General features: G+C 70.0%; 21 protein-coding genes. 15 read left to right on the top strand and 6 right to left on the bottom strand.

The window, feature by feature from the left end; genetic code table 11:
* Nucleotides 1-40: 40 nt before the first annotated feature.
* Together ACIBO2_RS18035 and ACIBO2_RS18040 are read left to right on the top strand one after the other, a co-directional pair.
* Nucleotides 41-1,009, top strand: a complete 969-nt coding sequence (locus ACIBO2_RS18035) for an antibiotic biosynthesis monooxygenase (RefSeq protein ID WP_358533892.1) — start codon at nt 41-43, stop codon at nt 1,007-1,009.
* Nucleotides 1,010-1,133: 124 nt separating this feature from the next.
* Complete coding sequence (locus ACIBO2_RS18040; RefSeq protein WP_358533895.1) at nt 1,134-1,934, top strand: IclR family transcriptional regulator C-terminal domain-containing protein; 801 nt, start codon at nt 1,134-1,136, stop codon at nt 1,932-1,934.
* Between the two features lie 13 nt (nt 1,935-1,947).
* On the opposite strand, the gene ACIBO2_RS18045 is transcribed toward ACIBO2_RS18040, so the two are convergent.
* From ACIBO2_RS18045 to ACIBO2_RS18060, 4 genes are all read right to left on the bottom strand, one after another.
* Nucleotides 1,948-2,307 carry a hypothetical protein gene (locus ACIBO2_RS18045; RefSeq protein WP_357938508.1) on the bottom strand — a complete coding sequence of 120 codons (360 nt, stop codon included), beginning with the start codon at nt 2,305-2,307 and terminating at the stop codon, nt 1,948-1,950.
* Nucleotides 2,304-3,167 (bottom strand): extradiol ring-cleavage dioxygenase, encoded by an 864-nt coding sequence (locus tag ACIBO2_RS18050; RefSeq protein ID WP_358533898.1) that lies wholly within the window; start codon nt 3,165-3,167, stop codon nt 2,304-2,306. The genes ACIBO2_RS18045 and ACIBO2_RS18050 overlap by 4 nt, the downstream gene beginning before the upstream one ends.
* Nucleotides 3,160-3,978, bottom strand: a complete 819-nt coding sequence (locus tag ACIBO2_RS18055; protein WP_358533900.1) for a citryl-CoA lyase — start codon at nt 3,976-3,978, stop codon at nt 3,160-3,162. The genes ACIBO2_RS18050 and ACIBO2_RS18055 overlap by 8 nt, the downstream gene beginning before the upstream one ends.
* A gap of 76 nt (nt 3,979-4,054) precedes the next feature.
* Complete coding sequence (locus tag ACIBO2_RS18060; protein ID WP_397297965.1) at nt 4,055-5,194, bottom strand: CaiB/BaiF CoA transferase family protein; 1,140 nt, start codon at nt 5,192-5,194, stop codon at nt 4,055-4,057.
* A gap of 157 nt (nt 5,195-5,351) precedes the next feature.
* On the opposite strand from ACIBO2_RS18060, the gene ACIBO2_RS18065 reads away from it, so the two are divergent.
* From ACIBO2_RS18065 to ACIBO2_RS18095, 7 genes are all read left to right on the top strand, one after another.
* Nucleotides 5,352-6,788, top strand: coding sequence for an amidohydrolase family protein (locus ACIBO2_RS18065; RefSeq protein WP_397297967.1), 1,437 nt, complete (start codon nt 5,352-5,354; stop codon nt 6,786-6,788).
* A gap of 197 nt (nt 6,789-6,985) precedes the next feature.
* Complete coding sequence (locus ACIBO2_RS18070; RefSeq protein WP_358533909.1) at nt 6,986-7,144, top strand: hypothetical protein; 159 nt, start codon at nt 6,986-6,988, stop codon at nt 7,142-7,144.
* Nucleotides 7,145-7,164: 20 nt separating this feature from the next.
* Entirely contained in the window at nt 7,165-9,198 is a 2,034-nt protein-coding gene (locus ACIBO2_RS18075; RefSeq protein WP_397297970.1) for a B12-binding domain-containing radical SAM protein, read from the top strand.
* Nucleotides 9,195-10,214 (top strand): DUF692 family multinuclear iron-containing protein, encoded by a 1,020-nt coding sequence (locus tag ACIBO2_RS18080; protein ID WP_397297972.1) that lies wholly within the window; start codon nt 9,195-9,197, stop codon nt 10,212-10,214. Before ACIBO2_RS18075 ends, ACIBO2_RS18080 begins: the two co-directional genes overlap by 4 nt.
* On the top strand, nt 10,211-10,975 hold the full coding sequence (locus ACIBO2_RS18085) for a hypothetical protein (RefSeq protein ID WP_397297974.1): 765 nt from the start codon (nt 10,211-10,213) through the stop codon (nt 10,973-10,975). Before ACIBO2_RS18080 ends, ACIBO2_RS18085 begins: the two co-directional genes overlap by 4 nt.
* A 39-nt stretch (nt 10,976-11,014) precedes the next feature.
* On the top strand, nt 11,015-12,949 hold the full coding sequence (locus tag ACIBO2_RS18090; protein WP_397297976.1) for a RiPP maturation radical SAM C-methyltransferase: 1,935 nt from the start codon (nt 11,015-11,017) through the stop codon (nt 12,947-12,949).
* Nucleotides 12,946-13,602 (top strand): DUF5825 family protein, encoded by a 657-nt coding sequence (locus tag ACIBO2_RS18095; RefSeq protein WP_358533923.1) that lies wholly within the window; start codon nt 12,946-12,948, stop codon nt 13,600-13,602. Before ACIBO2_RS18090 ends, ACIBO2_RS18095 begins: the two co-directional genes overlap by 4 nt.
* 16 nt (nt 13,603-13,618) lie before the next feature.
* Here ACIBO2_RS18095 and ACIBO2_RS18100 read toward each other — a convergent pair whose 3' ends face one another.
* Nucleotides 13,619-14,404 (bottom strand): Stf0 family sulfotransferase, encoded by a 786-nt coding sequence (locus tag ACIBO2_RS18100; RefSeq protein WP_397297979.1) that lies wholly within the window; start codon nt 14,402-14,404, stop codon nt 13,619-13,621.
* 32 nt (nt 14,405-14,436) lie between these two features.
* Nucleotides 14,437-18,027, bottom strand: coding sequence for a lantibiotic dehydratase (locus tag ACIBO2_RS18105; RefSeq protein WP_397297981.1), 3,591 nt, complete (start codon nt 18,025-18,027; stop codon nt 14,437-14,439).
* 485 nt (nt 18,028-18,512) lie between these two features.
* Between ACIBO2_RS18105 and ACIBO2_RS18110 the strand changes: the two genes are divergently transcribed.
* From ACIBO2_RS18110 to hypF, 6 genes are all read left to right on the top strand, one after another.
* On the top strand, nt 18,513-19,892 hold the full coding sequence (locus ACIBO2_RS18110; protein ID WP_358533931.1) for a cytochrome ubiquinol oxidase subunit I: 1,380 nt from the start codon (nt 18,513-18,515) through the stop codon (nt 19,890-19,892).
* Between the two features lie 12 nt (nt 19,893-19,904).
* A complete protein-coding gene (gene cydB, locus ACIBO2_RS18115) occupies nt 19,905-20,888 on the top strand; it encodes a cytochrome d ubiquinol oxidase subunit II (RefSeq protein WP_397297983.1) in 984 nt (327 codons plus the stop codon).
* A 140-nt stretch (nt 20,889-21,028) separates the two neighbouring features.
* The gene (locus ACIBO2_RS18120) at nt 21,029-21,610 is read left to right on the top strand and encodes an SIS domain-containing protein (protein ID WP_358533934.1); all 582 of its coding nucleotides are present in this window, start codon (nt 21,029-21,031) and stop codon (nt 21,608-21,610) included.
* Entirely contained in the window at nt 21,607-21,903 is a 297-nt protein-coding gene (locus tag ACIBO2_RS18125; protein WP_358533937.1) for a HypC/HybG/HupF family hydrogenase formation chaperone, read from the top strand. Before ACIBO2_RS18120 ends, ACIBO2_RS18125 begins: the two co-directional genes overlap by 4 nt.
* Nucleotides 21,904-21,953: 50 nt before the next feature.
* Complete coding sequence (locus tag ACIBO2_RS18130; RefSeq protein WP_397297985.1) at nt 21,954-22,598, top strand: SIS domain-containing protein; 645 nt, start codon at nt 21,954-21,956, stop codon at nt 22,596-22,598.
* A 15-nt stretch (nt 22,599-22,613) separates the two neighbouring features.
* Entirely contained in the window at nt 22,614-25,013 is a 2,400-nt protein-coding gene (hypF, locus tag ACIBO2_RS18135; protein ID WP_397297987.1) for a carbamoyltransferase HypF, read from the top strand.
* The last annotated feature ends 17 nt before the right edge of the window (nt 25,014-25,030 follow it).

The following is a 25,030-nucleotide window of genomic DNA, read 5'->3' on the forward strand; positions in this document are numbered from 1 at the left end:
CTGCTCCTTACCCGGGCGCTGCTGCACTACACTCGGCCTTATGAAGCCTGGTGGTGGCCACAGTCCCGACAGTCAGGGCGCGACCGTGGTTATTTCCTCGATAGTTCGCCAAGGCCGCGACAATGATTATGAGCGGTGGCAGGAAAAGACGACCGAGATAGCCCGCGGTTTTCCTGGGTTCGAGGGCACCGAGCTTTATCCGCCGATCGCCGGCGAGCAGAATTCATGGGTGGTCGTATTTCGCTTCTCCAGCATCGGGCAATTGACCGCGTGGCTTGATTCCGAGGTGCGGCGGAAACTGCTCGACGAGGTTCGCCCGATGCTGGAGGAGCCCGCGTCGCAGGAGGTTCTCGCCGGGGGGCCGGCGGTCCGGGAAGCCGTCACGGCGGTGATCTCGCACAATGTGCGGCCGGGGCGCGAGGCCGAGTTCGCGCGCTGGCAGGAGAAGGTCCGAAAAGCGCAGGAGAGGTTCACGGGCTTCATGGGCACCGAGGAGTTCGAGCCCGTGAGTGGTGTCCAGGATCGCTGGGTGGTGCTGCTTCGCTACGACACGCGTGAGCATCTGGACGAATGGCTCGGGTCCGACAGCCGCGCGAAACTGCTGGCGGAGGGTCGCGACTACTTCGTCGACTATGACGTGCGGAAGGTCCAGTCGGCGTTCAGCGGCTGGTTCCAGTTCGGCCGCGACGCGGGAGACGGCGCCCCGCCGAGCTGGAAACAGGCCATGACCGTGCTGCTCGTTCTCTATCCCACGGTGATGATCCTCAACCTGACGGCGGGCCGTGGGTTCGCGATGGCGCACCTGCCCGGATATCTCGCCATGTTCCTCAGCAACGTGTTGAGTGTCGCTGTCCTGACGTGGCTGGCCATGCCGCTGGTGAACAGGGTCTTCGCGGCATGGCTCGTACCCGGCCGGACGGCCTCCGCCCGCGCGAACGTGGTGGGCGCCGTCGTGATCGCGCTCTGCTACGCGGTCTCCATCGCCGTCTTCGGGATGATCGGCGGCTAGAACCAGTCTTCTCGGACAACTGTCCGACTGGCGGTCGCCCGCTGGTATAATCAGGCGATTCGCCGCAGGTGCCACGGCCGGGACGCCGCCGCCATGCGGACAACCGAGCAGAGGAAGACCTCCCATGGCGCGCGCCGAGACCGGACCCGATTTCATCGAGGCGCTGGCCCGTGGCCTCGATGTCATCAGAGTGTTCCAGCCGGGACGGGCGAGCATGTCGCTGACCGAGGTGGCCACCGCGGCCGGGCTGGCCCGTCCGACGGCCCGGCGCATCCTGCTGACCCTGCAAGAGCTGGGATACGCGCGGGCCGAGCAGGGCGGCTTCGCGCTCACCCCGCGCGTGCTGGAGCTCGGCATGTCGTACGTGCGCTCGATGGGTCTGTGGGAGGTCGCCCGGCCGCATATGGAGCGGCTGGTCGAGCAGACCAACGAATCCTCCTCGATCGCCCAGCTCGACGGGTCGGACATCGTGTACGTCGCCCGGGTGGCCGTGCCGAAGATCGTCGCCCTTCGGGTGCAGATCGGGACGCGGTTCCCGGCCCTGCAGACCTCGCTCGGCAAGGTGCTGCTCGCCGCGCTGCCGCCCGCCGAGGTGAGCCGGGTCCTGGCCGAGCCGAGCCGCTCGGGCATCCAGCCGCGCTGGGAGCCGGACGCGGAGGAGCGCGACGCGGCGCTGCGGGTGGTGCGGGCCAAGGGCTGGGCGCTGACGGACGAGGAGCTCTCGCTGGGCATCAGGTCGGTGGCCGCTCCTCTGCGCAACGGGCTCGGCGAGGTCATCGCGTCCGTCAACGTCAACGTGCACGCCGCCGAGACCTCCGTACGGAAGCTGACCCAGGAATACCTGCCGCTGCTGCTCACCACGGCCGGCGCGATCAGCGCCGACTGGGTGCGGTATGAGACGGTGCCCGAGGTCACCGCCTCATGATCATCGCAGCGGCTCAGGTGGCGATGTCGGGATAGGGCATGGCGAAGTGCGCGAGCCGCTGGGCGTACTCAAGCTGGAATCCCAGAGGCTCGTGGTCCCGCTCGAACATCGCGATGAACAGCGTGAGCGTGAGGAAGGGGTGCGCCCCCAGCCCGAACAGCGCCGGATAGTCGTGCGTGGCCAGCGCCTCGCGCTCGACGTCGTCGAACCGCAGCCAGGTGGAGGACTCGCCGTCGTGGCAGTTGAGGATGCGGTTGGCGTAGTCGGTCTCCCACATCGCCACCGTGCCGCGCGGGTCCTCGCGGTAGCGCTCGACGAGTTCGGGATCGCGGTCGACGGTGAACAGGAACTTGTCGAGCAGGTACTTGCTCATGAGCCGCCTCCGTTGGGATACCAGGTGAAGTAGGCCTCCATGGTGTGGAACAGGTCGTACGTGTCGACGTAGTCGGCCTTCCTGCCCTCGCCCGCGACGCCCATCATCAGCATGAAGTCCATGAACCCGTGGGTGGCGTTGCCCGGCGTCCACAGGCTGTCCAGTGTGACCTCGGCCAGGCAGCCCTCGATGTCCCCGGACGCGATCCAGCCGACCGCTTTCTGGTCGAACTCCGGGTCTGGCCCGTGCGGGCCGAACTGGCGGGGCCCGCCGAGTTCGAGCGACAGGTGCCCGGTGCCGATGACCGCGACCCTCTTGTCGGCCGGCCACGCTTCGACCAGTTGCCGGATCGTCCGCCCGAGCTGGACGAACCTGGAGGGGCGCGGTAACGGCGGCGCGAAGATGTTGGTGTAGATCGGCACGATCGGCAGGTCGTTCTGCGGCCGGAGCGTGATGATCGGGCACGTGATCGAGTGGTCGATCCGCAGCTCGTTGGAGAAGGCCAGGTCGAAGCCGGCGTCCATGCCTTCGCGCAGCACGTACGCCGACAGGTCCTCCTGGCCCTTGAACAGCATTCTCGGCAGGCCGAACTCGCGCTCCTCGTTGTAGAAGTTCGCGTCGTAGAAGGGGGCCTTGCCGACCAGGAACTGCGGCATGTTGTCCAGCCACAGCTGGTGGAAGTGGTCCGAGCCGACCATCACCAGCACGTCCGGGCGGGCCCGGGTCAGCGTCTCCCGGAACGCCTCGACCTTGCGTACCCACTCGTCCGCGAACGGCGGGCGGTCCTCGCCTGTGGCGGTGCTGGCCCGGTAGAAGAAGGGATGGTGGGTGGACGCGATCACCGCGACCAGTTCAGCCATGCGAACCTCCTGGGGGATGTGGCTCGGGTACGACGGAGCGGTGGTTCAGGTCGACCGACAGGAAGATCTCGTTGGCCACCGGGTGACGCAGCTCCTCGGCCAGCTGCCCGATCAGCCCCGCCGTCCTGGCCAGCAACGCGAACCCGCGCAGCAGCTCCAGCGGCAGGCCCAGGTCGGCGAGCGCCGCGCCGCAGACCCCGGCCCCGTTGAGCGGCAGCGTACGACCCAGCACTCGCGGATGGACGCGGCCGATCGCGGCGAACAGCGACAGGTGCGGCCCGAGGAGCCCCTCCTCTTCGGCGATCTGGAACAGCCGCGGCGTCCGGGGGTCGACCTCCTTGTGCACGTGGTGGCCGAGGCCGGGGATGCGCCGCGCCGCCGTACGCTGGGCCGACACGACGTCCAGGGCGACGGCGTCCCACCCCGCGTCGTCGTCGGGCGGCGGGCCGTCGAGCGAGGTCAGCACGTCGTGCAGGAACCGGCCGCTGTCCTCGGTGACCCCGAGAAAACGGGACCCGCCGCCGAGCAGCCCGGCCGCCAGCGCGCCCTGTACGGAGTCAGGCGCGGACAGGTACGTCAGCCGGGTCACGATCGCCGTGGGCGTGAACCCGTGGTCGGCCAGCGCGGCGAGCACGGCTTCGAACACGCGGGTCTCGCCCGGCGTCGGCCGCCGCTGGGTGGCCAGCCAGAAGGCCAGCTCGCCGAAGCCGACCTTGCCCATCACCTCGTCGGCCAGGTCCTGGCCGAGCAGGGTGATCGACGTCGGCGTCGACGCGCCGAGCGCCGTTGGGTAACCATTCACGTCAGTCATGCGCGCGGCTCCAACGTCGGTAACCGTTCACGAGGTCAGTCATGCGCGCGGCTCCTCGCCGTGGGGTAACCGCCGTTCACGGAGTCAGCCATGCGCGCAGCTCCTCGCCGTGTTCGTCGAGGTCGGGCGGCGGCAGCCGGTAGCTCACCGGGGTCTCGGAGAACCTGATCGGATGCCGTGTCGTCGGCATCGCGCGCTCACCCTCCCCGGCGGCCACGACCGGGTCCAGCCCGAAGCGCTCGGCCATCGCGAAGCCCCCGTCGATCGTGTTGATCGGCCCGCTCGGCACCCCTGCCTCGACGAGCAGCTGGAACCACTCGACCGCGCCGCGCTTGACCAGCCGCTCGACGAGGATGGGCCGCAACTCATCGCGGTGCGCCACCCGATCGACGTTGCGCGCGAATCGTGGGTCGCTCGGGACGTCCGGGATGCCGAGGACCTCGCAGAGCCGGCGGAACGACCCGTCGTTGGGCGCCGCGATGATCAGGTCGTTGTCCGCGGTCGGCAGCGGCTCGTACGGGAACACGCTCGGGTGCGCGTTGCCCATCCGGTACGGCACGGTGCCGCCCGCCACGTACGCCGAGCTGTGGTTGACCAGCCCGGTGAGCGCCGACGACAGCAGGTTGACCTCGACCAGCTGCCCCTGCCCCACGGCGTCGCGGTGCCGCAGCGCGGCCAGGATGCCGATGACGGCGTGGTTACCCGCCATGACGTCGAAGACCGAGATCCCGGCCCGGTACGGCGGCCCGTCCGCGTCGCCAGTGAGGCTCATCAGGCCGGAGATGGCCTGGACCATCAGGTCGTAGCCTGGCACGTCGCGCCCGGCGCCCGAGCCGAACCCGGTGATCGAGGCGTACACGACGCCCGGGTTGGCGGCCCGTACGGACGCGAAGTCGAGGCCGAACTTGGCCAGCCCGCCCGGCTTGAAGTTCTCGATCAGCACGTCGGCGCGGCGGGCCAGCTCCCTGGCCACCGCCGCGTCGGCCGGGTCACGCAGGTCTAGCGCGATCGACCGTTTGCCGCGGTTGACGCCGAGATAGTACGTCGACACGCCCTCGCGCACCGGCGGCATCCACGTACGCGTGTCGTCCCCCTGCGGGCCCTCGACCTTGACCACGTCGGCGCCCATGTCCGCGAGCAGCATCGTGGCGTACGGGCCGGCCAGGATCCGGGAGAAGTCGGCCACCAGAACACCTGACAGCGGCCCATCACTCATTGACTCACCCTCCGTCGTCCGTTCAACGGACATTGGTCCGTTGCACTCTAACCGGGAAACCCTCTGCTTGACATCCACTCCCGCGCTTCTAGAGTTGCGCTGACCGTACAGCGGACACTCGTTCGCCAATGCGGCGCGAAGCGGTAAGGAGAGGGCGATGGAGTCGATGGACGGACGGCCCGTGGTGCTGCGCGGCGGCACCGTGCTCCCGATGGACGAAGGGCGGCAGGTGCTCCCCCGCACGGACGTCCTCGTCGCCGGCGACCGGATCGCGGCCGTGGGGCCCGATCTCCAGGCGCCGGAGGACGCCGTCGAGATCGACGCGAGCGACGGCATTGTCATGCCCGGGATGATCGACACCCATCGGCACATGTGGCAGACCGCCATGCGCGGTTACGGCGCGGACTGGACCCTGACGCAGTACTTCGTCTGGTACTACCTGGAGCACGGGAAGCTGTTCCGGCCCGAGGACGTGCACGCGGGCAACCTGCTGGCCGCGCTCGAAGCCGTCGACGCCGGGGTCACGACCGTCGTCGACTGGTCGCACGGTCTCCAGACGGTCGACCACGCCGACGCGGCCGTGGACGCGCTCCAGTCGGCGCCCGGCCGGTACGTCCTCGCGTACGGCAACATCCAGCAGCCACCGGCGGCGTGGACGGGCACACCGGAGTTCCGCGACTTCGTGCGGCGCCGGATTACCGGGGACGACCTGCTCGGCTTCCAGCTCGCCTTCGACGTCCTGGGCGACCCCGCCTTCCCCGAGCGGCCGGCCTTCGAGGTCGCCCGCGACCTCGGCGTCCCGGTCACCACGCACGCCGGAGTGTGGGGTGCCACCGGCGACGACGGCATCCGGCTCATGCACGAGCACGGCTTCATGACGCCCGAGACCGTGTACGTGCACGCCGCGTCGCTGTCGGCCGACTCCTACCACCGCATCGCCGCCACCGGCGGTTCCATCTCGGTCTCCACCGAGAGCGAGCAGAGCGCGGGCCAGGGCTACCCGCCCACCTGGGCCATCCGCGCCCATGGCATCCCGGTGTCGCTGTCGATGGACACCAGTGTCTGGTGGAGCGGCGACCTGTTCTCCGCCATGCGCGCCACCCTCGGCGCCGACCGCTCTCGCCAGCACCTGGAGGCGCACGCCAGGGGCGACACGGTCACGCACTGCAGTCTGCGCGCCGACCAGGTCGTCGAGTGGGCCACCCGCGGCGGCGCCCGCGCCCTCGGCCGCGACGATCTCGGCGTCATCGCCGCCGGGAAGAAGGCCGACCTGGTGCTCATCAAGAACGAGGCTTCGCCGGTGTCGTTCCCGTTGCTCAACCCGTACGGGCACGTCGCGTTCCAGGCTCAGCGCGGGGACGTGCACACGGTTCTGGTCAACGGCCGGGTGGTGAAGCACGAGCACCGCCTGGTCGGCGTCGACCTCGCCGCGGCCCGCCGCGCCGCCGATCGGACGATCGAGTATCTGCGCTCGACGATGGGCGAGGAGGCATGGCAGAAGGGGATGAACCCCGACATTCCCGAGACGACCATCCTCGATAATCCGTATACCTATACCGACTACCACAGCGCCTCGACCCACACCGCCGGGTGACGAATACTTATCTCTCTGAAGCGGTTCGCCCGATTTAATGTACGGCCGGAATAGATGTATCATCCCGGCGCTTTTCGACGGCTATTGACGTGCGGAATGACGTGACTATCGTTGAACAGGTTAAGAAGGGTGCGGTCCATGCGCTGACTGCCGCCGGGACCGCCAGACTGCCTGGCAGATTCCCACAAGGAGGCACCGTGGTCGCGGTGAGACCCGAAATGGTCATCGACGACGAATTCACCGAGCTGGACCAGCTTGAGGTGATCGAATCCAGCGAGCTCAAGCTCAGCGGGTCGTACCACTCCTACACCTACAAGGCGGCGGAGGACACCGGCGACCTACCCGCCAAGGGCTGACGAGGCTGTCGGCCGGTCCGGTGGAATCGCGCGACGCCGACGTTCTGCTCCTGTTTCCGCCGCAGACCGAAGCCAGGTTCTTTCCCTATTTGAGCCTGCCTTATCTCACCGGTCACCTACGGCGGCACGGGCGGCGGGTCCACCAGGCCGATCTGAACATCGCCCTCTTGCACGACCTGCTGGAGCATCCGGAACTGCTGGGCGACGTGGTGCGCGAGCAGCCGGACGACGGGGCAGGCACCTGGTACCGAGGGGCGATGGCCGACGTCGTGGCCCGATACGTCGACGAGCTCCGTGCGCATGTCCTGCGGAAGGAGCCGGCCGGAGAGCTGGGCCCCGCTCGTGCGGTCAGGCTCGCCCATCACGCGATCGAGCTGCTGGTGCGCGATTCGTTCCTGATCCGGACGTGGCAGGATCTGGCCCAGCTCGACGACGCGGTGCGGCGGTCCGCCCGGTTGCCGCCCGCCGCGTCGGGGATACCGCTCGATCGGCTGCACCTCATGGTCGAGGCGCTGCTGGCCCGGCACCGGCCGCGCGTGGTCGGCCTGTCCGTGGCGTTCTTCAGCCAGCTCGCCCCCGCGCTGCTCATCGCCGCCTGGATCAGGCGGCTGCGGCCGGACGCCAAGATCTGCCTCGGTGGCCAGCAGGTGATGCTCCGGCACGAGGAACTGGCGCGGCTGCCCGGCGTACAGGCGGCGGTGGACGCGCTGTGCTGGACCGCCGGCGAACAGCCGCTCGAACGCTGGCTGGACGCGCTGGACGGGAACATCCCGGCGGACGCGGTCCCCGGCATGACCTGGCTTCCGCACGGCGCACCCGCCCACCGCGCCCAGCAGCCGGTCACACTGCGCTTCCACGACCTCGGGCCGCCCGACTTCGCCGGGCTGCCGGTCCGGTCGTACCTCAACGAGACCATGGAGGTCGCGATCATCTCGTGCGTCGGCTGCTACTGGGGGCGGTGCGCGTTCTGCTCGTACGGCAATCGGTCCCTCGCGCCGGGCGCCTACCAACAGGGTACGGTGCGCCAGATCGCCGACGCCGTGGAGAGCGTGGTCCGCGACACGGGCGCGGCCTTCGTGTCGATCTCCGATGAGAACACCAACCTGCGGCTGATCGTGAAGGCGATGCGCGAGGTACGCGAGCGCGGCGTCAACGTGGGGTTCGGCGTACGCAGCAGGCTGGACGCCACCCTGGCCGACCCGGACTTCTGCCGGAGCCTCGCCGAGGTGGGATGCGAGCTGATGTCGGTCGGCTACGAGGGGACCTCCCAGCGGCTGCTCGACCTGATGGACCGGGGCGTGCGGGCGGCCGACTACCAGCGGATCGTCGAGAACGTCGCGGCGGCGGGCATCGTCCTGCGGTTCTCGGTGATGGGGTACGTCTTCGACGAGACGCCCGCCGAGTTCGAGGAGTCCCTGCGCTTCCTCGCGGCGAACCAGGAGCGCATCGGCATCGACGCGCTGGAGCTCATGGTGTCCGAGCCCGGCAGCAGGCTGGCGCGGGACCCGGACGGCTTCGGCCTGTCGCTGGACACCTCGGGCGCGCTCGCCGGCAATCCGGAGCTGAGCTACCTTTCCGGGCGGGTCGGGCATCCCCTGACGGTGCCCGGCGGACCCACTCGGGCGGAAGCGCTCGACCGCCTGGTGCGCGTCTTCCACACGGTCAAGCCGGGCAAGGTGAGCGCGATCCTGCCCCGCCCCACCGGGGCCCGAGCCACTGTCGCGGCTGTCAGGCCGTATCCATGGGTACGGACGGTGCCGGCGGGCGTCGACGCGGCCGGGTTTGCGGGGGCGAAGCGCGAAGCGGACCCGTACGGCCGGATTCTGGTGGCTGATCTGGTCTGGGAGCGGTTCTACGCGCTGCCGCGGAGAGACGTCGAGCAGCGCGGCGACGGCGTGCTCTTGGCGCGCACCTCCCAGGGAGGGCGGTTGCTGGCCCGCCTGGTCGAGGCGACGGCAGGCACAGAGCACACGGATGAGGAACGCGCGGATGAGGACCATCGGGAGGCGCCGCCGATGGTCGCGGGCGGCGAGCCCGTGAGGAGGCCGACATGACGACCGATATCACGACCGGGACCATGCGGGCCGGCGAGACCGGCCCAGCCAGGCTGGGGTTCGGTCTCCTCATGGACATGCCGTGGGGCGGCGGGTCGCTCGGCCGGCGGGGCGTCGGGTTCGTGGAGACGGACGACGGCGGGGACATCACGCCACGGGTACGCGCCTTCGCCGAGCGCCATGGCGACGACTTCGCGTACGCCGCCTTCGCCTACCAGCCCCGCTCACGCGCGACCCCGCGAGCGGCCGACTACGTCCGCACCTACGACCGCTTCTTCCAGGCGCTGCCCGCCGGACTCGGCCGGGCCTTCCATCAGACCGAGTTCAACATGGGCACGCCCGAGCGCTACGACCGGCGACCCGCGGCCGAGTTCACCAACGAACTCGCTGCTCGCTACGGTTTTCGCTGGGTGGTCGAGGACCTGGGCATCTGGAACCTCCGGGGCTATCCGCTGCCGTACCCGCTGCCGCCGCCGCTGACCGAGCCGGGCCTGGAGATCGCCACGCGGAACGTGGCCGAGACGGCTCGCCTCCTGGAGCTGCCGCTGCACGTCGAGTTCCCCGGGTTCACCGAAGGCGGGTCGTTCGTTCTCGGGCACCTCGACGCTTTCGCGTACTTCGCGCGGCTGGCCGACGACGCAGACGCGCACGTCACGCTGGACGTGGGCCACCTGCTCAGCTACCAGTGGCTGCGCGGACGGACCGGCCGCCACATGTTCGACGACATCGAGGCGCTGCCGCTCGAACGCTGCCGCGAGCTGCACCTGTCCGGCTGCCAGATCGTGAAGGGCAAGTTCCGCGACCTGCATCACGGGGTGCTGCTGGACGAACAGCTCGAACTCACCGAGTACCTGCTGCCGCGCTGCCCCAACCTGCTCGGCGTGACCTATGAGGACCCGATGTTCCGCGACGACGGCCGGCTGGTCGAGAAGTCGCGGCGGAACTACGGCCGCCTGAAGGCGCTGGTGGGCGCGTGGCGAGACGGCACCGCCCATCGGGATGGGGCGGCGCGATGAGTACCCCGGTCGTGCGGTCACTCGACGGTGAGCAGCTCGCCGACCTGATCATGCGGCTGCTGCTCGACAGCCGGCTGCGGGAGCGGCTCGCCGCCGACGGCGCCGCGGCCGTGGCGGCGGACGCGGGCGAGCTGGAGTGCCTGGAGACCATCGACCTGGACGAGCTCGACGCCGCCGCCCGACGGTTCCGCTCGACCATCTGGCGGCTCGGTGCGGGAGGCAGCCTGGCGTCGGCGTTCCCGCGCAGCGTGTCCGCTTTGGCCGCGGCCGGCATCGGCGATGCCGAGTTGCTTGACGGCTTCCTCGGGTCGCCGCGTTTCAGCAGGTTCCGGCTGATCCCGTACTCGGGGGCCGGGGTGTCGGTGGAGGAGGCGTTCGCCGCGTTCCTGCTCGACCTGACAGAGGAGCGGGTCGCTGACGCCGCGATCCTGCGGGAGACCGTGGGCCACGAGCTGATGATCGCCCTGTTCGCGGCGCTGGCGTGCGAGCAGCCGCTGTCGTTCGTCATCGAGAGCGAGGGGATCGTCGAGACCGGCCGCGGTCACGCCGCCCTGCGCCGGTACGCGCCGGCCTCCCTCGTTTCCTGGGGCGAGGCCACACCGGGCGCCGGCCAAGCAAGCGTGCCGTACGCGTACTTCGCCACGCCGGCCGGCGTCACTCGCGGCGTGATCTCCGAGCGTGTGGCCACGGCGTTCGCGGCCGGACCGACGGCCGAGAGCGACGCGGCACGTCGCGCGCTGTCCCGGCGCGGCCTGTGGTGACCCGGTAGGACGTACGACCTGGAGATGAGGGATAAACCCATGCACATCGTGTTGGTGGACATGCCGTGGTCGTCGATCGACGCGCCGTCGCTCTCGCTCGGCGTGCTCAAGCGCCGGGTCCTCGACGTGTACCCGGACGCCGAGGTGGACGTCGTCCATGCCAAGCTCGACTACATCGACTGGGTGAACGAGCACGTGGGCTTCACGTTCGAGGAGTACGACACCTTCGTGAGCTCCTACTTCTCCGGTCACAGCGAGTGGATCTTCTCGGCGGCGCTGAACGAGCGGCCTCGGTGGAAGGTGACGGAGTTCGCCGAGTTCCTCGGGGGCAGCGTGCCGGAGCCGATGCTCGCCAAGGCGACGCGACTCCATGAGCTCGCGCCGCTGTTCATCGAGGAGACCGCCGCCCGGATCGCGGCCATGACACCGGACGTGGTCGGCTTCACCGCCACCTTCGCGCAGAACGCCGCGGCCCTCGCGGCGGCGCGCGCGGTCAAGAGACAGGCGCCGGATGCCGTCACGGTGTTCGGGGGCGCGAACTGCGAGGGTCCGCAGGGCGCGGCGATGCACCGCAATTTCCCGTTCATCGATTTCGTCGTACGCGGCGAGGGCGAGCTGGCCTTCCCGCAACTGCTCTCCGCGATCGGCGCCGACGGCGGGGACGGGGGCGACGTGAGCGAGATCGCCGGACTGTGCTGGCGCGGGCCGAGCGGCGAGTCCGTCGTGAACGCGGTGGAGGCGCGGCCGCTACCGCCCGACGCGCTGGTCCCGCCCGACTTCGGCGACTACTTCGAACAGCACGCCAGGTCCCTGGCGGGCACCTGGGTGGAACCGCGGCTCACCGTCGAAGGCTCGCGCGGCTGCTGGTGGGGCGAGAAACACCACTGTACGTTCTGCGGGCTGAACGGCTCGCTCATGCAGTTCCGCAGCAAGGATCCCGGCCGGTTCGTGGCGGAGATCCTCAGCCTGGTCGAACGGCATCGGGTCCTCGACGTGTGGGTGACCGACAACATCCTCGACATGGCCTACCTGACGTCGATGGCGCCGCGCCTCCAGGAGTTCGGCTACGACCTGCGGATCGGCTACGAGATCAAGTCGAACCTGCGCCGCGACCAGCTGGAGATCCTGCGCGCGGCCGGCATCGACTACATGCAGCCCGGAATCGAGAACCTCAGCAGCCGGGTGCTCACCCTGATGGACAAGGGAGTGACCGGCTGTCTGAACGTCCGGCTGCTGCGTGACGCGGAGACCGTCGGCATCAACCTGAACTGGAACTACCTCTACGGCTTCCCGGAAGAGTCCGAGGCCGACTACGACAGCGTGATCGACCAGGTGCCCGCCCTGGTCCACCTCATGCCGCCGTCGAACGCCACCCGGCTGAAGGTCGAGCGCTTCAGCCCGTACTTCGACCGGCCCGAGCTGGGTTTCGGGGAGCTCCGCCCGGCCGCGCAGTACCGGCACATCTACGATCTGCCCGAAGCCGAGCTCGCCGACCTCGTCTACGTCTTCGACTCCCCGCGCCGTGGCATCGACGCGGACTGCCTCGACCGCCTGCGCGCGGCCGTCGCCGCCTGGACGGACGCCTACCCGCGCAGCCGCCTGACCCACTGCGACCTGGGCGACCACATCGTGCTCGTCGACACCCGGCCCGGCTTCTCCTGGCACCTGCTCGACCTCGCCGAACCGCTGGAGCTGACGGTGTTCCGCCTGCTCGACACACCGCACAGCCCGGCGGCGCTCGTACGCAAGGCCGCGGCCCGGCACGACGACGTGACCAAGGAACGGATCGACGAGCTGCTCGCGCGCTGGCGCGAACTCGGCCTGATCTTCTGCGACGCCGGCCAGGCGGTCCACGTCGCGCCGGCCGTCGCCAACCAGGACCTGATGCGGCTCGACGGCGAGAATCTCAGTCGCGGCGAACCGCTCGTACCGGCACTCTCGGAGACTGCGGTACCAGTGGGGACGCCTCTATGAGCGCCGTCGCCGGGCTCCCGGCTCACGTACCGATGACGCTGTGGAAGGATCGCGACCCGGCGGCCATGCGCGTCCGGGGGATGTACGCGGGCCGCGTGAACGTCACCGGCGATCCCCTCGCGACCGTGTCCCGGCTGGCGGCGGACGGGGTCCAGCTCGCCCAGCTGGACGACATGGTCGATCTGGACGACCCGGGCGGCGCGGCGGCGGTGGCCGCCCTCGCCGTCATCCGCGAGCTGACCAGCCACGGCATCGCGGTCGACTGGACCCTCCGCATGTCGGTCGGCTCGGCGGGATGGCGGCCGCTCAGCCACCTGCACCCTCCGGCGGCCGTGTACGCGGGGGCCGCCGGGGACGGCATCGCGGCCGAGTGGCGCGACACCTTCCACATCGCGAAGTGCGGCTACCGGCTCGGTCCCGGCTTCATCGAGATCCGCGACCGCCGGACGGGCTCGTTCAGGCGCCTCGTCATTCGCAACCCGAACCGCGAGGAGGCGATCGCGCCGCTGCTGCGGGGCGTACGGGCGGCGAGCCTGGCGCCGACGGTGACGGAGCGGTATCTGCGGGCGGACCTGCTGCATCAGGTGGGGCGGTACGTGTGGTGGACGCCGTACCGGATCAGACGCTGGCCGCTCAGCTCGACGATCCCCTAGCGGCCCTTGGCGGCCCTTAGCGGTTGGCGCTCACCCGGGCTTCGTTTCCGTCCTGAGCGCTGTCCCGCTCGAACATCTCCAGCCACCGTTCGGTGACCGCACCCGCCTGCCGCTTGATGCCGGGCTCGGGAAGGGAATCGGGCGGATCGACGCCCAGGTGCCGCAGGCAGCCGAGGACGGTTCCCGGGTAGTCGGCGAGCATGTCCTCGTAGTAGACGACGTGCGGGACGCGTTCGCGGCGGTCGAAATACCGCTGCCACGCCCTCGTCTCGTCATCGAGGTGTTGCAGGTGGCGGCGGATCTCGGCGTAGTCGTAGTGGGGCTCGGACCGCGCCCGGCTGGTCGACAGGTAGATCCCGTCCACGATCCAGACGCCGGTCTGCTTCGCCAGGACGTACGAGATGGCCTGCCGGATCCGGTCCCTGCGCCTTAGCCAGATGTATTGGGGCGACATGAGAAGCTCGTCCAGATCGACTTCGAGTCCCTGTAGGTGCTCGCCATGCACCTTGATGCCGAAAACTCCGTTCGGACTGGTCCGGCAGGTCATTAATCGGCTTATATAGCCTTTTACCCGGCCTTCCGGATCGGCGGTGTCGAACCCCCAGCGCTCGAAATAGTCGAGAACATGGGTGTCCGCCAGATAACCGTCGGCGAAACCGGCCCGCCCGGTGTGCCAGAGCGTACGAACGAGCATGTTGCTGCCGGAACGCGGCGCCGCGGCCAGGACATAGCGAGTCGGCGGGAGTCCGGCGAACGGCGGGAAGTCGAATTCCGGGCTGTTGGTCCGGAAAAAAGGGGCCACAGTCCATACCTACCACCGCACCAGGCGATCAGTCAGTGACCGATGCCAGGTGGTGGGGTGTCGTCGCGGGCGGCGAAGGTCAGCGCGACGGCGCGGGCCAACTTACGGCACCGGCGTTCGACATCGCGGTCGATCCCGAGCGCCCGTATGTGGTGCATGTGCAGGAATGACGCCACCACCGATGATTCGGTCAGATGCGGCGCACCGAGTGCAAGGCGGTCCAGGTAGGCGGCCACGGCTCGCCGCCGCTCCTCCCACGCCCTGACGATCCGCGAGCCGCCGGGGAGAGCCGCGAGCGTCGCCCGATCCCCGCCTGGGAGAGCCGCCGACGCGGCCCGGCCCCCGCTTGGGAGAGCCGCCGGCGCGGCCCAGTCCCCGCTCGGGAGAGCCGCCGGCGCTGCCCAGTCCCCGCTCGGGTCCGCCAGGCCGACCGCTTGGCGGACGACCTCGCGGCCATTCGGGGCAGCGCGCCCGGCCGGAGGGTGCTCGATCTGCCAACGCGCCCCCGCCGCCCGGCCTCTCATCAGGGCGGCCGTCAGATCGACCAGGCTTGCCGCGGTGAGCGCGTGCGGGTGTACGTGGCGAGCCGCCGACAGCGCCGCCAGCTGGGCGACCACCGCGGCGGAGTCAGCCGCGAAGACGGCCTCCGCCCCGGCCATGACCTCTCCCGACCCATACCGCGCGGTTTCCGGGTGGTACGTATCCAGGACCAGGTCACCCACGAGGCCACGACCACGCAACTCGGCGACCCACGCCCCGACCCGGGCGGCGGACGGGCCGTAGTCGTGTTCGCCGACCAGGTGCAGCCGCAGCCGCAAATGCGGACGAGGGTCGCGGTAACGCACGAACCACCACATCGGCGGCTCGTCCCAGCTCTCAAGCAGTTCGGGCAGGTGCCTGGCGAGGATCGTGTCGACCACCCCGGGATCCCCGTACAGCTTGGCGTACAGGACACGCGCCCCAGGTAGAACCCCGTCCTCCCGCCCGACCAGCGGCAGCTGCCCCGGCACCGTCACGGCGGCGGGAGCACGGGCAGGCGGCGCGGTGGCGGCCAGCGAGACGACGACCTCGTGCGCGCGGCGGCCGAACCAACCGTGATCCGCCGGTCCCGCCGCCTCCGACACGACGGCGGCCTCACCGGCGCCGTCCAGGTGAGCGCGGAGCAGCGCCAGGCTCATGGGCTCGTCCAGGTCCAGGCGCAGTCGGCGGTCCGCCGTACCCACGGACACGGCGGCGGGCAGCCGCAGGCGGGCGCGCAGTTCTGTCATGGCCCGCACCCACTCCGGCCACGCGGCGTCCGGCCTGGGCAGGACGCCGGTGGGGATACGCCACCTAGCGGGCGCGAGCACACTGCGGCCGTAGCGGACTCGCGGCAGGAACGGCAGACACGCCGCCGTCCCCCAGGAGAACGGCGACACCACAGCCGCCCGAGCACGCGGAATCTCGAACAGCAGGCGCGCGATCGGCGGCATCGCATGCCGCGCCACGGCACTGCTCAGCACCGGCTCCACCACCTGCCGCCGCGACTGCGACAGCAGGTACAGCCGGTCGTTGTCCGCCGTAACCGCCAGATCCCGCCAGGAGATCCGCCCATCGGGGCTGGCACGGTGCTCGGCCAGGGTGACCAGTTCCGGCAGCAGGAGTGGGGTACGGGCGACGTCCTGGGCGCGCGGGTGCCGGGCAGGGAACGACAACTGCACGGGCACGGCACCGTCGACGGCGACGGGCAGCCGACTGTAGAGGCCGACCATCTGGCTCCGGTCACCGTCCTTCCAGCCGCTGCCCTGCCGGTCGCGGTCGCGTGGGAGGCCATCCTGCCGGTCGCCATCCTGTCGGAGGCCGTCACGTGGGAGGCCGTCACGTGGGAGGCCGTCGTCACGTGGGAGGCCGTCACGTGGGAGGCCATCGCGTGGGAGGCCGTCCTGCGGCGGGTCGTCCCGCAGGTCGCCGTCTTGCTCGTCACTCAGGAGGTCGGTGAATCGGCCCGCCAGGCCGGCCGCTGTGCCGTCGACGGCGAGGACCGTCATGGTGAAGGCTCCGGCGGCCAGCGCGTCTGCGGTGGGCGCGCAGACTTCGGCGACCAGCTCCATGTACGGAACCGGTCGCGCCCCGTACATCCCGTCCGCGGCCAGAGCCTCGATCGCGGCGTCGTCCAGCACGATCTCCCGTGCGCCGTCCAGGGCCGCCTGCTGCGCCAGGGCCAGCAGGCGCTGATCCCTGCGCGACAGGGGCGCGGGGTCGGCCGGCCCGTCGTAATGGCCGGGGAACCCCAGCCCCGCTGTGGGATCGACGAGTTCCTCGATCGGTACGACGCCGCCGACCCCGTACCGGTCCAGGAACATGACGTGGTACTCCCGCCAGGCCGGATGCCCGGCCGGGTCCGGCGTCAGCCGCCATAACGCCCCGGCGGCGGACTCTGCCTCGGCAGCCACCTCGCGAGGAAGTACGACGGTGCCGCCCAGCCGCAGGTCCACCGTGAGCGGCTGGGCGACCTCGACCGGCACCACGTCCCGCATCCGCTCCCCGACCGCTCGCCTGGCCCGTACGGCGGCCTCGCCGGTCGCGCGGTCGGCCGCCCGCAGCCCCGCGCGGATCACCCGCAGTTCCCGAACCAGCCGAGCCACCTCGGACCTCTGGCCCAGCGAGCCAACCTCGGCATCCCGGCCCAGCAGGGCGGCCTCTCGTAGCCGGTCCTGCGGGACCTCTTGTACCTGGTCCTGTGGGTCGGCCTCTTGTACCTGGTCCTGTGGGTCGGCCTCTTGTACCTGGCCCTGCGGGGTGGCGGCGCCGGGCGAGTTCGCCGCGTCCCGCAGCCGGTCGAGCACGTACGCGAGCCCGTCGACGCTGGTCGAAGGCGGACGCAGGCTGGTGATCAGCACCCCGCACGTGACCAGCTCCGCGACCATCGCCTCGATCGCCGGGACCCTGGCACCGGGGAACGCGGCGGCCAGCCCGTCGACCAGGTCGCCGGCCCGAACAGGTGTCTGGGCCAGCTCCATGACCGTGCGGACGGCCGCGCTGTGCCGTACCGACAGCTGCACCACCTCGCTGCGCGCCGGGTCGCCCGCGTGCGGCTGCCAGGGCACCACGAGGCGTTCCCCTCGTACGAACGCGAGATCGTTCACCATGACCGGGAGGCGGCGCCGCAGCTCCGGGTCCGATTCCAGGCGGGCGATCACCGAGGCCAGCCACACGCCGTCCGCGGTCGTCCGCGTACGCGGGGCTCCAGCCAGGTACTCCGGTGCCGCGCCGAAGCGGAGCGGGGCTACGCCCGCGAACGTCCCGAAAGGGGTGGCTCGGCCGCGCATCCGTACCAGATACCGGGCCAGCGACAGCGCCATGCGGCGGAGGCGACCGGGCCGGGGTCGGCGCCCCGCGCAGACTGCCTCGATCTGGGCCGCCAGGACCGGGCTGGCCAGCGAGACGGCCGCCGCCACGGATTCCCGGGCCCAGACCTGTACAAGCCACTCGCACCACCGCTCGACGTCGGCCGCCTCGTCATCCGTCTCGCGTGCCAGCGGGACATACGGTTCGGGCCATGGCGGAACGTCCGGTTCGCCCGCATGGGCAGTGGCGCGGATCAGCGCGGCGTCAAAGTGCCGGTACGGCTGCGAACGCTGCACGCTGCTGCCTCCCACGTCCAACTGCCGCCGCCGGGACGGCTCGGCGGACCTGTCACACGGAGTGTCACACCGAGTGTCGCACGCGTGTGGCGCCCGTTTTGTGTCGCGAAGACGATCACCCAAGAGCTCGCGGATGACCGTAGGTGACCACAAGGGCCCCGGATGGTAGGTCACACGACCGTCTCAATCCCGGTGACGGTCCGTCGTGGCTGGGGTTCTGGGAGGAGTACCCCCTTCGGGGGAGCGGAAGAACGGATACCCGGCGAACGTTCGGGGATACCGCACAAGCCGGAGCGCTGCGGATCAACTACTCCCGAAAGGGTTCGGACGAAGGCTGACGTATGACGGCGGCGATCACCCCGTCAGGGCTTCGTCAGCGCAGGTAGCCGCCACGACGAACACACAGCCTGACCCGGCGAGTGCGCTGCTTCCGGCCCAGTGTGTCATGACACGCTGAGCTTGGTCAGATACGTACAGTAGTGGCCATGAACGCCTTGGATCTCGCGCGTTGGCAGTTCGGGGTCACTACGGTGTACCACTTCCTGTTCGTGCCAGTCACGATAGGGATGTCACTGCTGGTGGCGATCCTGAACACGGCCTGGGTGTGGACCGGCAAGGCGGCCTACCTTCGCGCCACCAAGTTCTTCGGGACGCTCTTCCTGATCAACTTCGCCATGGGCGTGGTGACGGGGATCGTGCAGGAATTCCAGTTCGGGATGAACTGGAGTAGCTATTCAAGGTTCGTCGGCGACATCTTCGGGGCGCCACTCGCGCTGGAGGCGCTGCTGGCGTTCTTTCTGGAGTCGACGTTTCTCGGGCTGTGGCTCTTCGGTTGGGAGCGGCTGCCGCAGAAGGTGCATCTCGCGTGTATCTGGATTGTCGCGTTCGGCACGGTATTGTCCGCCTACTTCATTCTGGCCGCCAACTCGTTCATGCAGTGGCCGGTGGGCTTCCGGCTCGACGGGCGGGCTGAACTGGTCGACTTCGGGGCCGTGTTGAGCAACAAGGTGCTGCTGGTCACCTTTCCGCACACGATCTTCGGGTGCTGGCTGGCCGGTGGGGTGATCTTCATGGCGGTTTCCGCCTGGCATCTGGCTAGAAAGCGGGATATTGACATCTTTCGTCCGTCGCTTCGGCTGGGCATCGTGGCGGTGCTGCTGGGCGCGCTCGGCACCCTCGTCTCCGGGGACCTGCTCGGCAAGATCATGACGCAGACCCAGCCGATGAAGATGGCCGCCGCCGAGGCGCTCTACGAGACGCGGCAGCCCGCGCCGTTCTCCCTGTTCACCATCGGGACGCTGGACGGCACCAAGCCGATCTACCAGCTGGAGATCCCGGGCCTGCTGTCCCAGCTGGCCACCGGCTCGTTCAGCGGCAAGGTCGAGGGCGTCAACAACGTCCAGGCGGACTACGAGCGCAGGTTCGGACCGGGCGACTACCGTCCCTACATCCCGGTCGCCTACTGGGGTTTCCGGCTGATGATCGGCTTCGGCATGCTCGCCGCGCTGGTGGCGCTCCTCCTGCTCTGGATGACCCGTGGACGACGGATCCACGGCAAGGACTGGATCTGGAAGGCCGCCGTCTGGTCGGTCGTGCTGCCCTTCCTCGCGAACAGCTTCGGGTGGATCTTCACCGAGATGGCCAGGCAGCCGTGGATCGTCTTCAGCCAGATGAAGACCGCCCGTGGCGTCTCACCGAGCGTCGGCGCGGGGACCGTACTCACCTCGCTGATCGTCTTCACCGCCCTGTACGGCGCGCTGGCCCTGGTGGAGGTCGGCCTCATGGTCAAGTACGGCAGAGCGGCCCCGCCGCCCGCCGACGGTGCCGAACCGCAGGACGGCGGCGAGACGTCCTTCGCCTACTAGGGGGATCGGGTAGTGGAGCTCACCGAGATCTGGTTCGTGGCCATAGCCATCCTGTGGGTCGGCTACTTCGTCCTGGAGGGGTTTGACTTCGGCGTCGGCATGCTGCTGCACGTCATGGGACGGAACGACGCGGAACGCCAGGCGATGCTCGACACGATCGGCCCCGTCTGGGACGGCAACGAGGTGTGGCTGATCACCGCCGGCGCCGCCACGTTCGCCGCCTTCCCCGAGTGGTACGCCTCGCTGTTCAGCGGGTTCTACGTCCCGCTGCTGCTCATCCTGCTGGCGCTGATCGTGCGCGGGGTGGCCATCGAGTATCGCGGCAAGCGGAGGTCCGTGACGTGGCGGCGGTGGTGCGACACGGGCATCGCGATCGGCTCGTTCGTGCCCGCGCTGCTGTGGGGGGTCGCGTTCGCGAACATCGTGCGGGGCGTGAAGCTCAATTCCCATCACGACTACGTGGGTACGGTCGGGGATCTGCTCAACCCGTACGCGCTGCTCGGCGGGCTGACCACGCTGTTTCTGTTCCTCACGCACGGCGCCGTCTTCGTGGCGTTGAAGACCAGCGGCGAGATCAGCCGGCGCGCGACCACAGTGGCACTGCGGAGCGGCGGCGTCGCGGCCGTGCTCGCGGTGATCTTCCTGGTCTGGACGCAGTTCCGCGGCGGCGGGCCCGGCACGGTGATCCTGGCCGCTCTCGCCGCTCTTTCCTTCGTGGCCGCGCTCGGCGCCATCGCCAAGGGCCGTCAGGGGTGGGCCTTCCTGCTGTCCGCGGTCGCCGTCGGCGTGACCGTGATCTGCCTGTTCGCGGTCTTGTATCCCGATGTCCTGCCTTCGACGGTCAACCCGGCCTACAGCCTGACCCTCCAGAACGCGGCCTCGACGCCGAAGACGCTCGGCATCATGACCAGGGTCGCGGCGATTTTCCTGCCGCTGGTGGTGCTCTACCAGAGTTGGACTTATTGGGTTTTCCGCCACCGAATCAGCGCCGGTTGAGGTCTTTTCTCTGCACCAGCACGACCATTTTTATACTTTGTCGCCGCTAAAGGGAAACGAAACTCCAACCTCCTGTAAAACGCGATTGCCAGCCTTTTTTCCTGGGCACTGAGAATCGAGAGCCGAGGAAAGGATCATCCATGACGCTCGTTCTCGGCACGTCTCTCCAGGAACGGGACGAAGCCGGCCGCGCGCTGGCGGAGGATGCCGAGCTGATCGCTCGCGCGTGTCATGCCGTGGCCCTGCGCTTCCATCTGGGAGGCCGGTTGCTGAGCTTCGGCACCGGTCAGTCCGCGGCCGACGCGGCGCATCTCGCGGTGGAGTTCGTTCATCCGGTGATCGTGGGGAAGCGCGCCCTGCCGGCCATGTCGCTGGCCAATGACGCGTCGGCGATGAGTGGGCTCGCCCGCGCGGGAGTGTTCGCGACCCAGCTGCGGCTGCTCGGGCGTACCGGGGACATCGCGGTGGGCATCACGATCGACGACGACTGTGACGAGGTGGCGGCGGGGCTCGCCGTGGCGCGTGAGATGGGCATGACGACGCTGGCGCTGACCAAGGCGGGCGGGCTCGACAGCGCGGTGGTGGATCACCTTCTCACGGCACGCAGCCGTGATCCGCGGGTCGCCCGCGAGCTCCATATGACGACATATCACGTGCTGTGGGAGTTGGTGCATGTGTTCTTGAACGACCCTCTGCTCACGGCGACGGAGGTCTCCCGATGACCTCGCCGGAAGATCCGGACCAGTCGAGTCCGGTGACTTCGCCAGGAGATTCGGGCCGGTCGAGTGCGGAGTGTCCCGATGAGGTGTGTCTGACCTGCTCGGACACGGCCGTACCCGTTCGGATCGTCGCCCTGCTGCCCGGCCACCTCGCACTGGCCGACACCGCCGTCGGTGCGGAGGAGATCAGCGTGCGGCTGGTCGACGCGCGGGCCGGTGACGTGGTCCTGGTGCACGCGAAAGAGGCCATCGCGGTGCTGGAGAGAACAGCGCCCGAAAGAGCGGTGCCGGAGTGAGCGGTGCTGGAAAGAGCGGTGCCGGAGTGAGCGGCTCTGGGGAGAAGGCTGTGAGCGACGCGCTCTATCCCTTCCTGTCCGCTGCGGCGGGCGATGTCGACTCGCTGCTGGCCACGGTGACCCGTTCCACGGCGGAGAAGGCCAGGGAGATCGTCGCGCTGCGGCGGGAAGTGCTCACCCTGCTCGGCCCCCGGATCGCCGCGTGCGCCGGGGCGCTCGCCTCGGCATTCTCCGGCGGCGGTCGACTCTTCACCTTCGGGAACGGGGGCAGCAGCACCGACGCGCAGGCCGTGGCCCACCTGTTCCTCGCTCCCGGCCACGGACACAGAGGGCTACCGGCGATGTCGCTGACGGCCGATGTCGCGCTGCTGACCGCGCTCACCAACGACATCGGCTTCGACGCGGTCTTCGCCCGGCAGCTCGCCGCCCTGGGCACCGGTACGGACATCGCGATGGGCATCTCGACGAGCGGCGGCTCGCTGAACGTCGTGCGCGGGCTCCAGGAGGCCGAACGCCTCGGCATGGTGACGGTCGGGCTCGCGGGCTCGGGAGGCGGCCAGCTGGCCGAGTGCGGTGCCGTCGATCATCTGCTGGTCATCCCGTCCTCATCCGTACATCGGATCCAGGAGGCGCAGGCCACCGTGTGCCATGTGCTGTGGGAGTCGGTTCGGCGGGCACTGGACGAGGCGGACTGACCGTTGGACCCGATCGTGCGCTCCCGGATCCGGGTCGAGGGCATCGTCCAGGGCGTGGGGTTCCGGCCGTTCGTCCACGGTCTGGCCGTCCAGTACGGCCTGTCGGGCACGGTCGGCAACGACGGCTTCGGGGTGTTCATCGAGGTCGAGGGTCCAGCGGAGGCCGTGAACGCGCTGGTCGAGGCGGTCCGATGGAACGCGCCCGCGTTGGCGGTCGTGGACCGGGTGAGCGTGGAATCAGTGCCGCCCACGGGCGCCCGCGGCTTTCGCATCGTCCCAAGCGAGACGGGCGGACCTAGGGAGACGGGCAGACCGAGCGAAACGGGTAGATCAGGCGGGACGTGCGTACCGAGCGAGACGGGTAGACCAGGCGGGACGTGCGTACCGAGCGAGATGAGCGTCCGCAACGAGACCGGCGGACCAGGTGTGATCGGCGGCGCCCCGCGCGCGCACGTGTCGCCGGACGCGGCGACCTGTGACGACTGCCTGGCCGAGCTGTTCGACCCGGCCGACCGCCGCTACCGCTACCCCTTCGTCAACTGCACCAACTGCGGCCCCAGATTCACGATCATCACGGCCATCCCGTACGACCGGGCCGCGACCACCATGCGGACCTTCGCCATGTGTACGGCATGCGCGGCGGAGTATCGCGATCCCCGCGATCGTCGCTTCCACGCCCAGCCGGTGTGCTGCCCCGCCTGCGGTCCCACCCTCGTCCTGCACACCTCCGACGGCACGATGGTCGCGGGCGATCCGGTGTCCGAGGCGGCGGCGCTGCTCCGCGGTGGTTCCATCCTCGCGGTGAAGGGACTCGGCGGCCATCATCTCGCCGTGGACGCCGCCGACGAGGACGCGGTGGCGGCGCTGCGGGCCCGCAAGCACCGTGGCGACAAGGCGTTCGCCGTGATGGCGCCGGACCTGGCCACCGTACGCGAGCTGTGTGAGCTGGACGGTGAGGCGAGCGGGGTGGTCGCCGCCCTCACCGGCGCGCGCCGCCCGATCGTGCTGCTGCCACGACGCCCCGGCTCGCCCATCGCCGTCTCGGTGGCGCCCGGCAACCGGGACATCGGCGTGCTCCTGCCGTACACGCCCCTGCACCACTTGCTGGCCCGCGAACTGGGCCGCCCCTTCGTACTGACCAGCGGGAACCTGTCGGGCGAGCCCATCGCGCACCGCGACGAGGACGCGCGGCGGCTGGCCGCCGACGCCTTCCTCACCCACGATCGGCCGATTCACGCGGGCCTTGACGACTCGGTGGTCCGGGTCTTCCGCGACACGGAGGTTCCGGTACGGCGAGCCCGTGGGCACGCTCCCGCGCCGCTCGCGCTGCCCTGGACGTTCCCCCGCCCGGTTCTCGCCTGCGGAGCGCAGCTCAAGAGCACCTTCTGCCTGGCGACGGGCAGCCACGCGTTCGTCTCCCAGCACCTGGGCGACCTGGAGAACTACGCGACGATGCAGGCCTTCGCCGGCGGCGTCGCCCACTTCCGGCGGCTGTTCGGGATCGAGCCGGAGGTGGTGGCGCACGACCTCCACCCGGAATACCTGTCCACCAAGTACGCCCTCACCCTCGACGGCGTCCAGCCGCTCGGCGTACAGCACCACCACGCCCACATCGCCTCCTGCCTGGCCGACAACGGCAAGAGCGGCCCGGTCGTCGGCGTGGCCCTGGACGGCACGGGGTACGGCACGGACGGCACGATCTGGGGCGGCGAGCTGCTCGTGGCCGACCTGGCGGGCTTCGAGCGGGCCGGGCACCTGGAGCCGGTGCCGATGCCCGGCGGCGTGACGGCGATCAGGCAGCCCTGGCGGATGGCCGCGGCCTTCCTGCACAGCGCGTACGGCCCCAAGGACTTCGACGACCTCGACGTGGTCCGCCGCAACCAGGACCGGTGGCCGGCCGTGGCGGCGCTCGTGGCGAACGGCCCGGCGCAGCGGGTGACGTCGAGCGCCGGGCGGCTGTTCGACGCGGTGTCCGCGCTGCTCGGGATCCGGGACACGGTCACCTACGACGGACAGGCGGCGGTGGAGCTGGAGCAGCGGGCCGACCCGGGCGTCCGCGGCGGCTATCCGGTCGACGTCGCCGGAACGGTCATCCGCAGCACCGACCTGATCCGCGCGGTCGTCGGCGACCTTCGCCGGGGCGAGGCGTCAGAGGTGATCGCGGCGCGCTTCCACCACGGGCTGGCCGAGGCGGTGGTGACGGCCACGACGCGGGTCGCGGCCACCAACGGGCTGGAGGTGGTGGCGTTGTCCGGCGGGGTGTTCTGCAACACCCTCCTCCTCGGCGCCGTGGTCGACGGGCTGCGCCGCCACGGCCTGCGCGTCCTGCTGCACCGGCGCATCCCCTGCAACGACGGCGGCATCAGTCTCGGGCAGGCCGTGGTGGCGGGCGCTCGGGATCGAGCGACCCGTTGAACACGACTCCGGGAGCT

It is taken from the genome of Nonomuraea sp. NPDC050022, assembly GCF_044460705.1.
Classification (GTDB): domain Bacteria; phylum Actinomycetota; class Actinomycetes; order Streptosporangiales; family Streptosporangiaceae; genus Nonomuraea.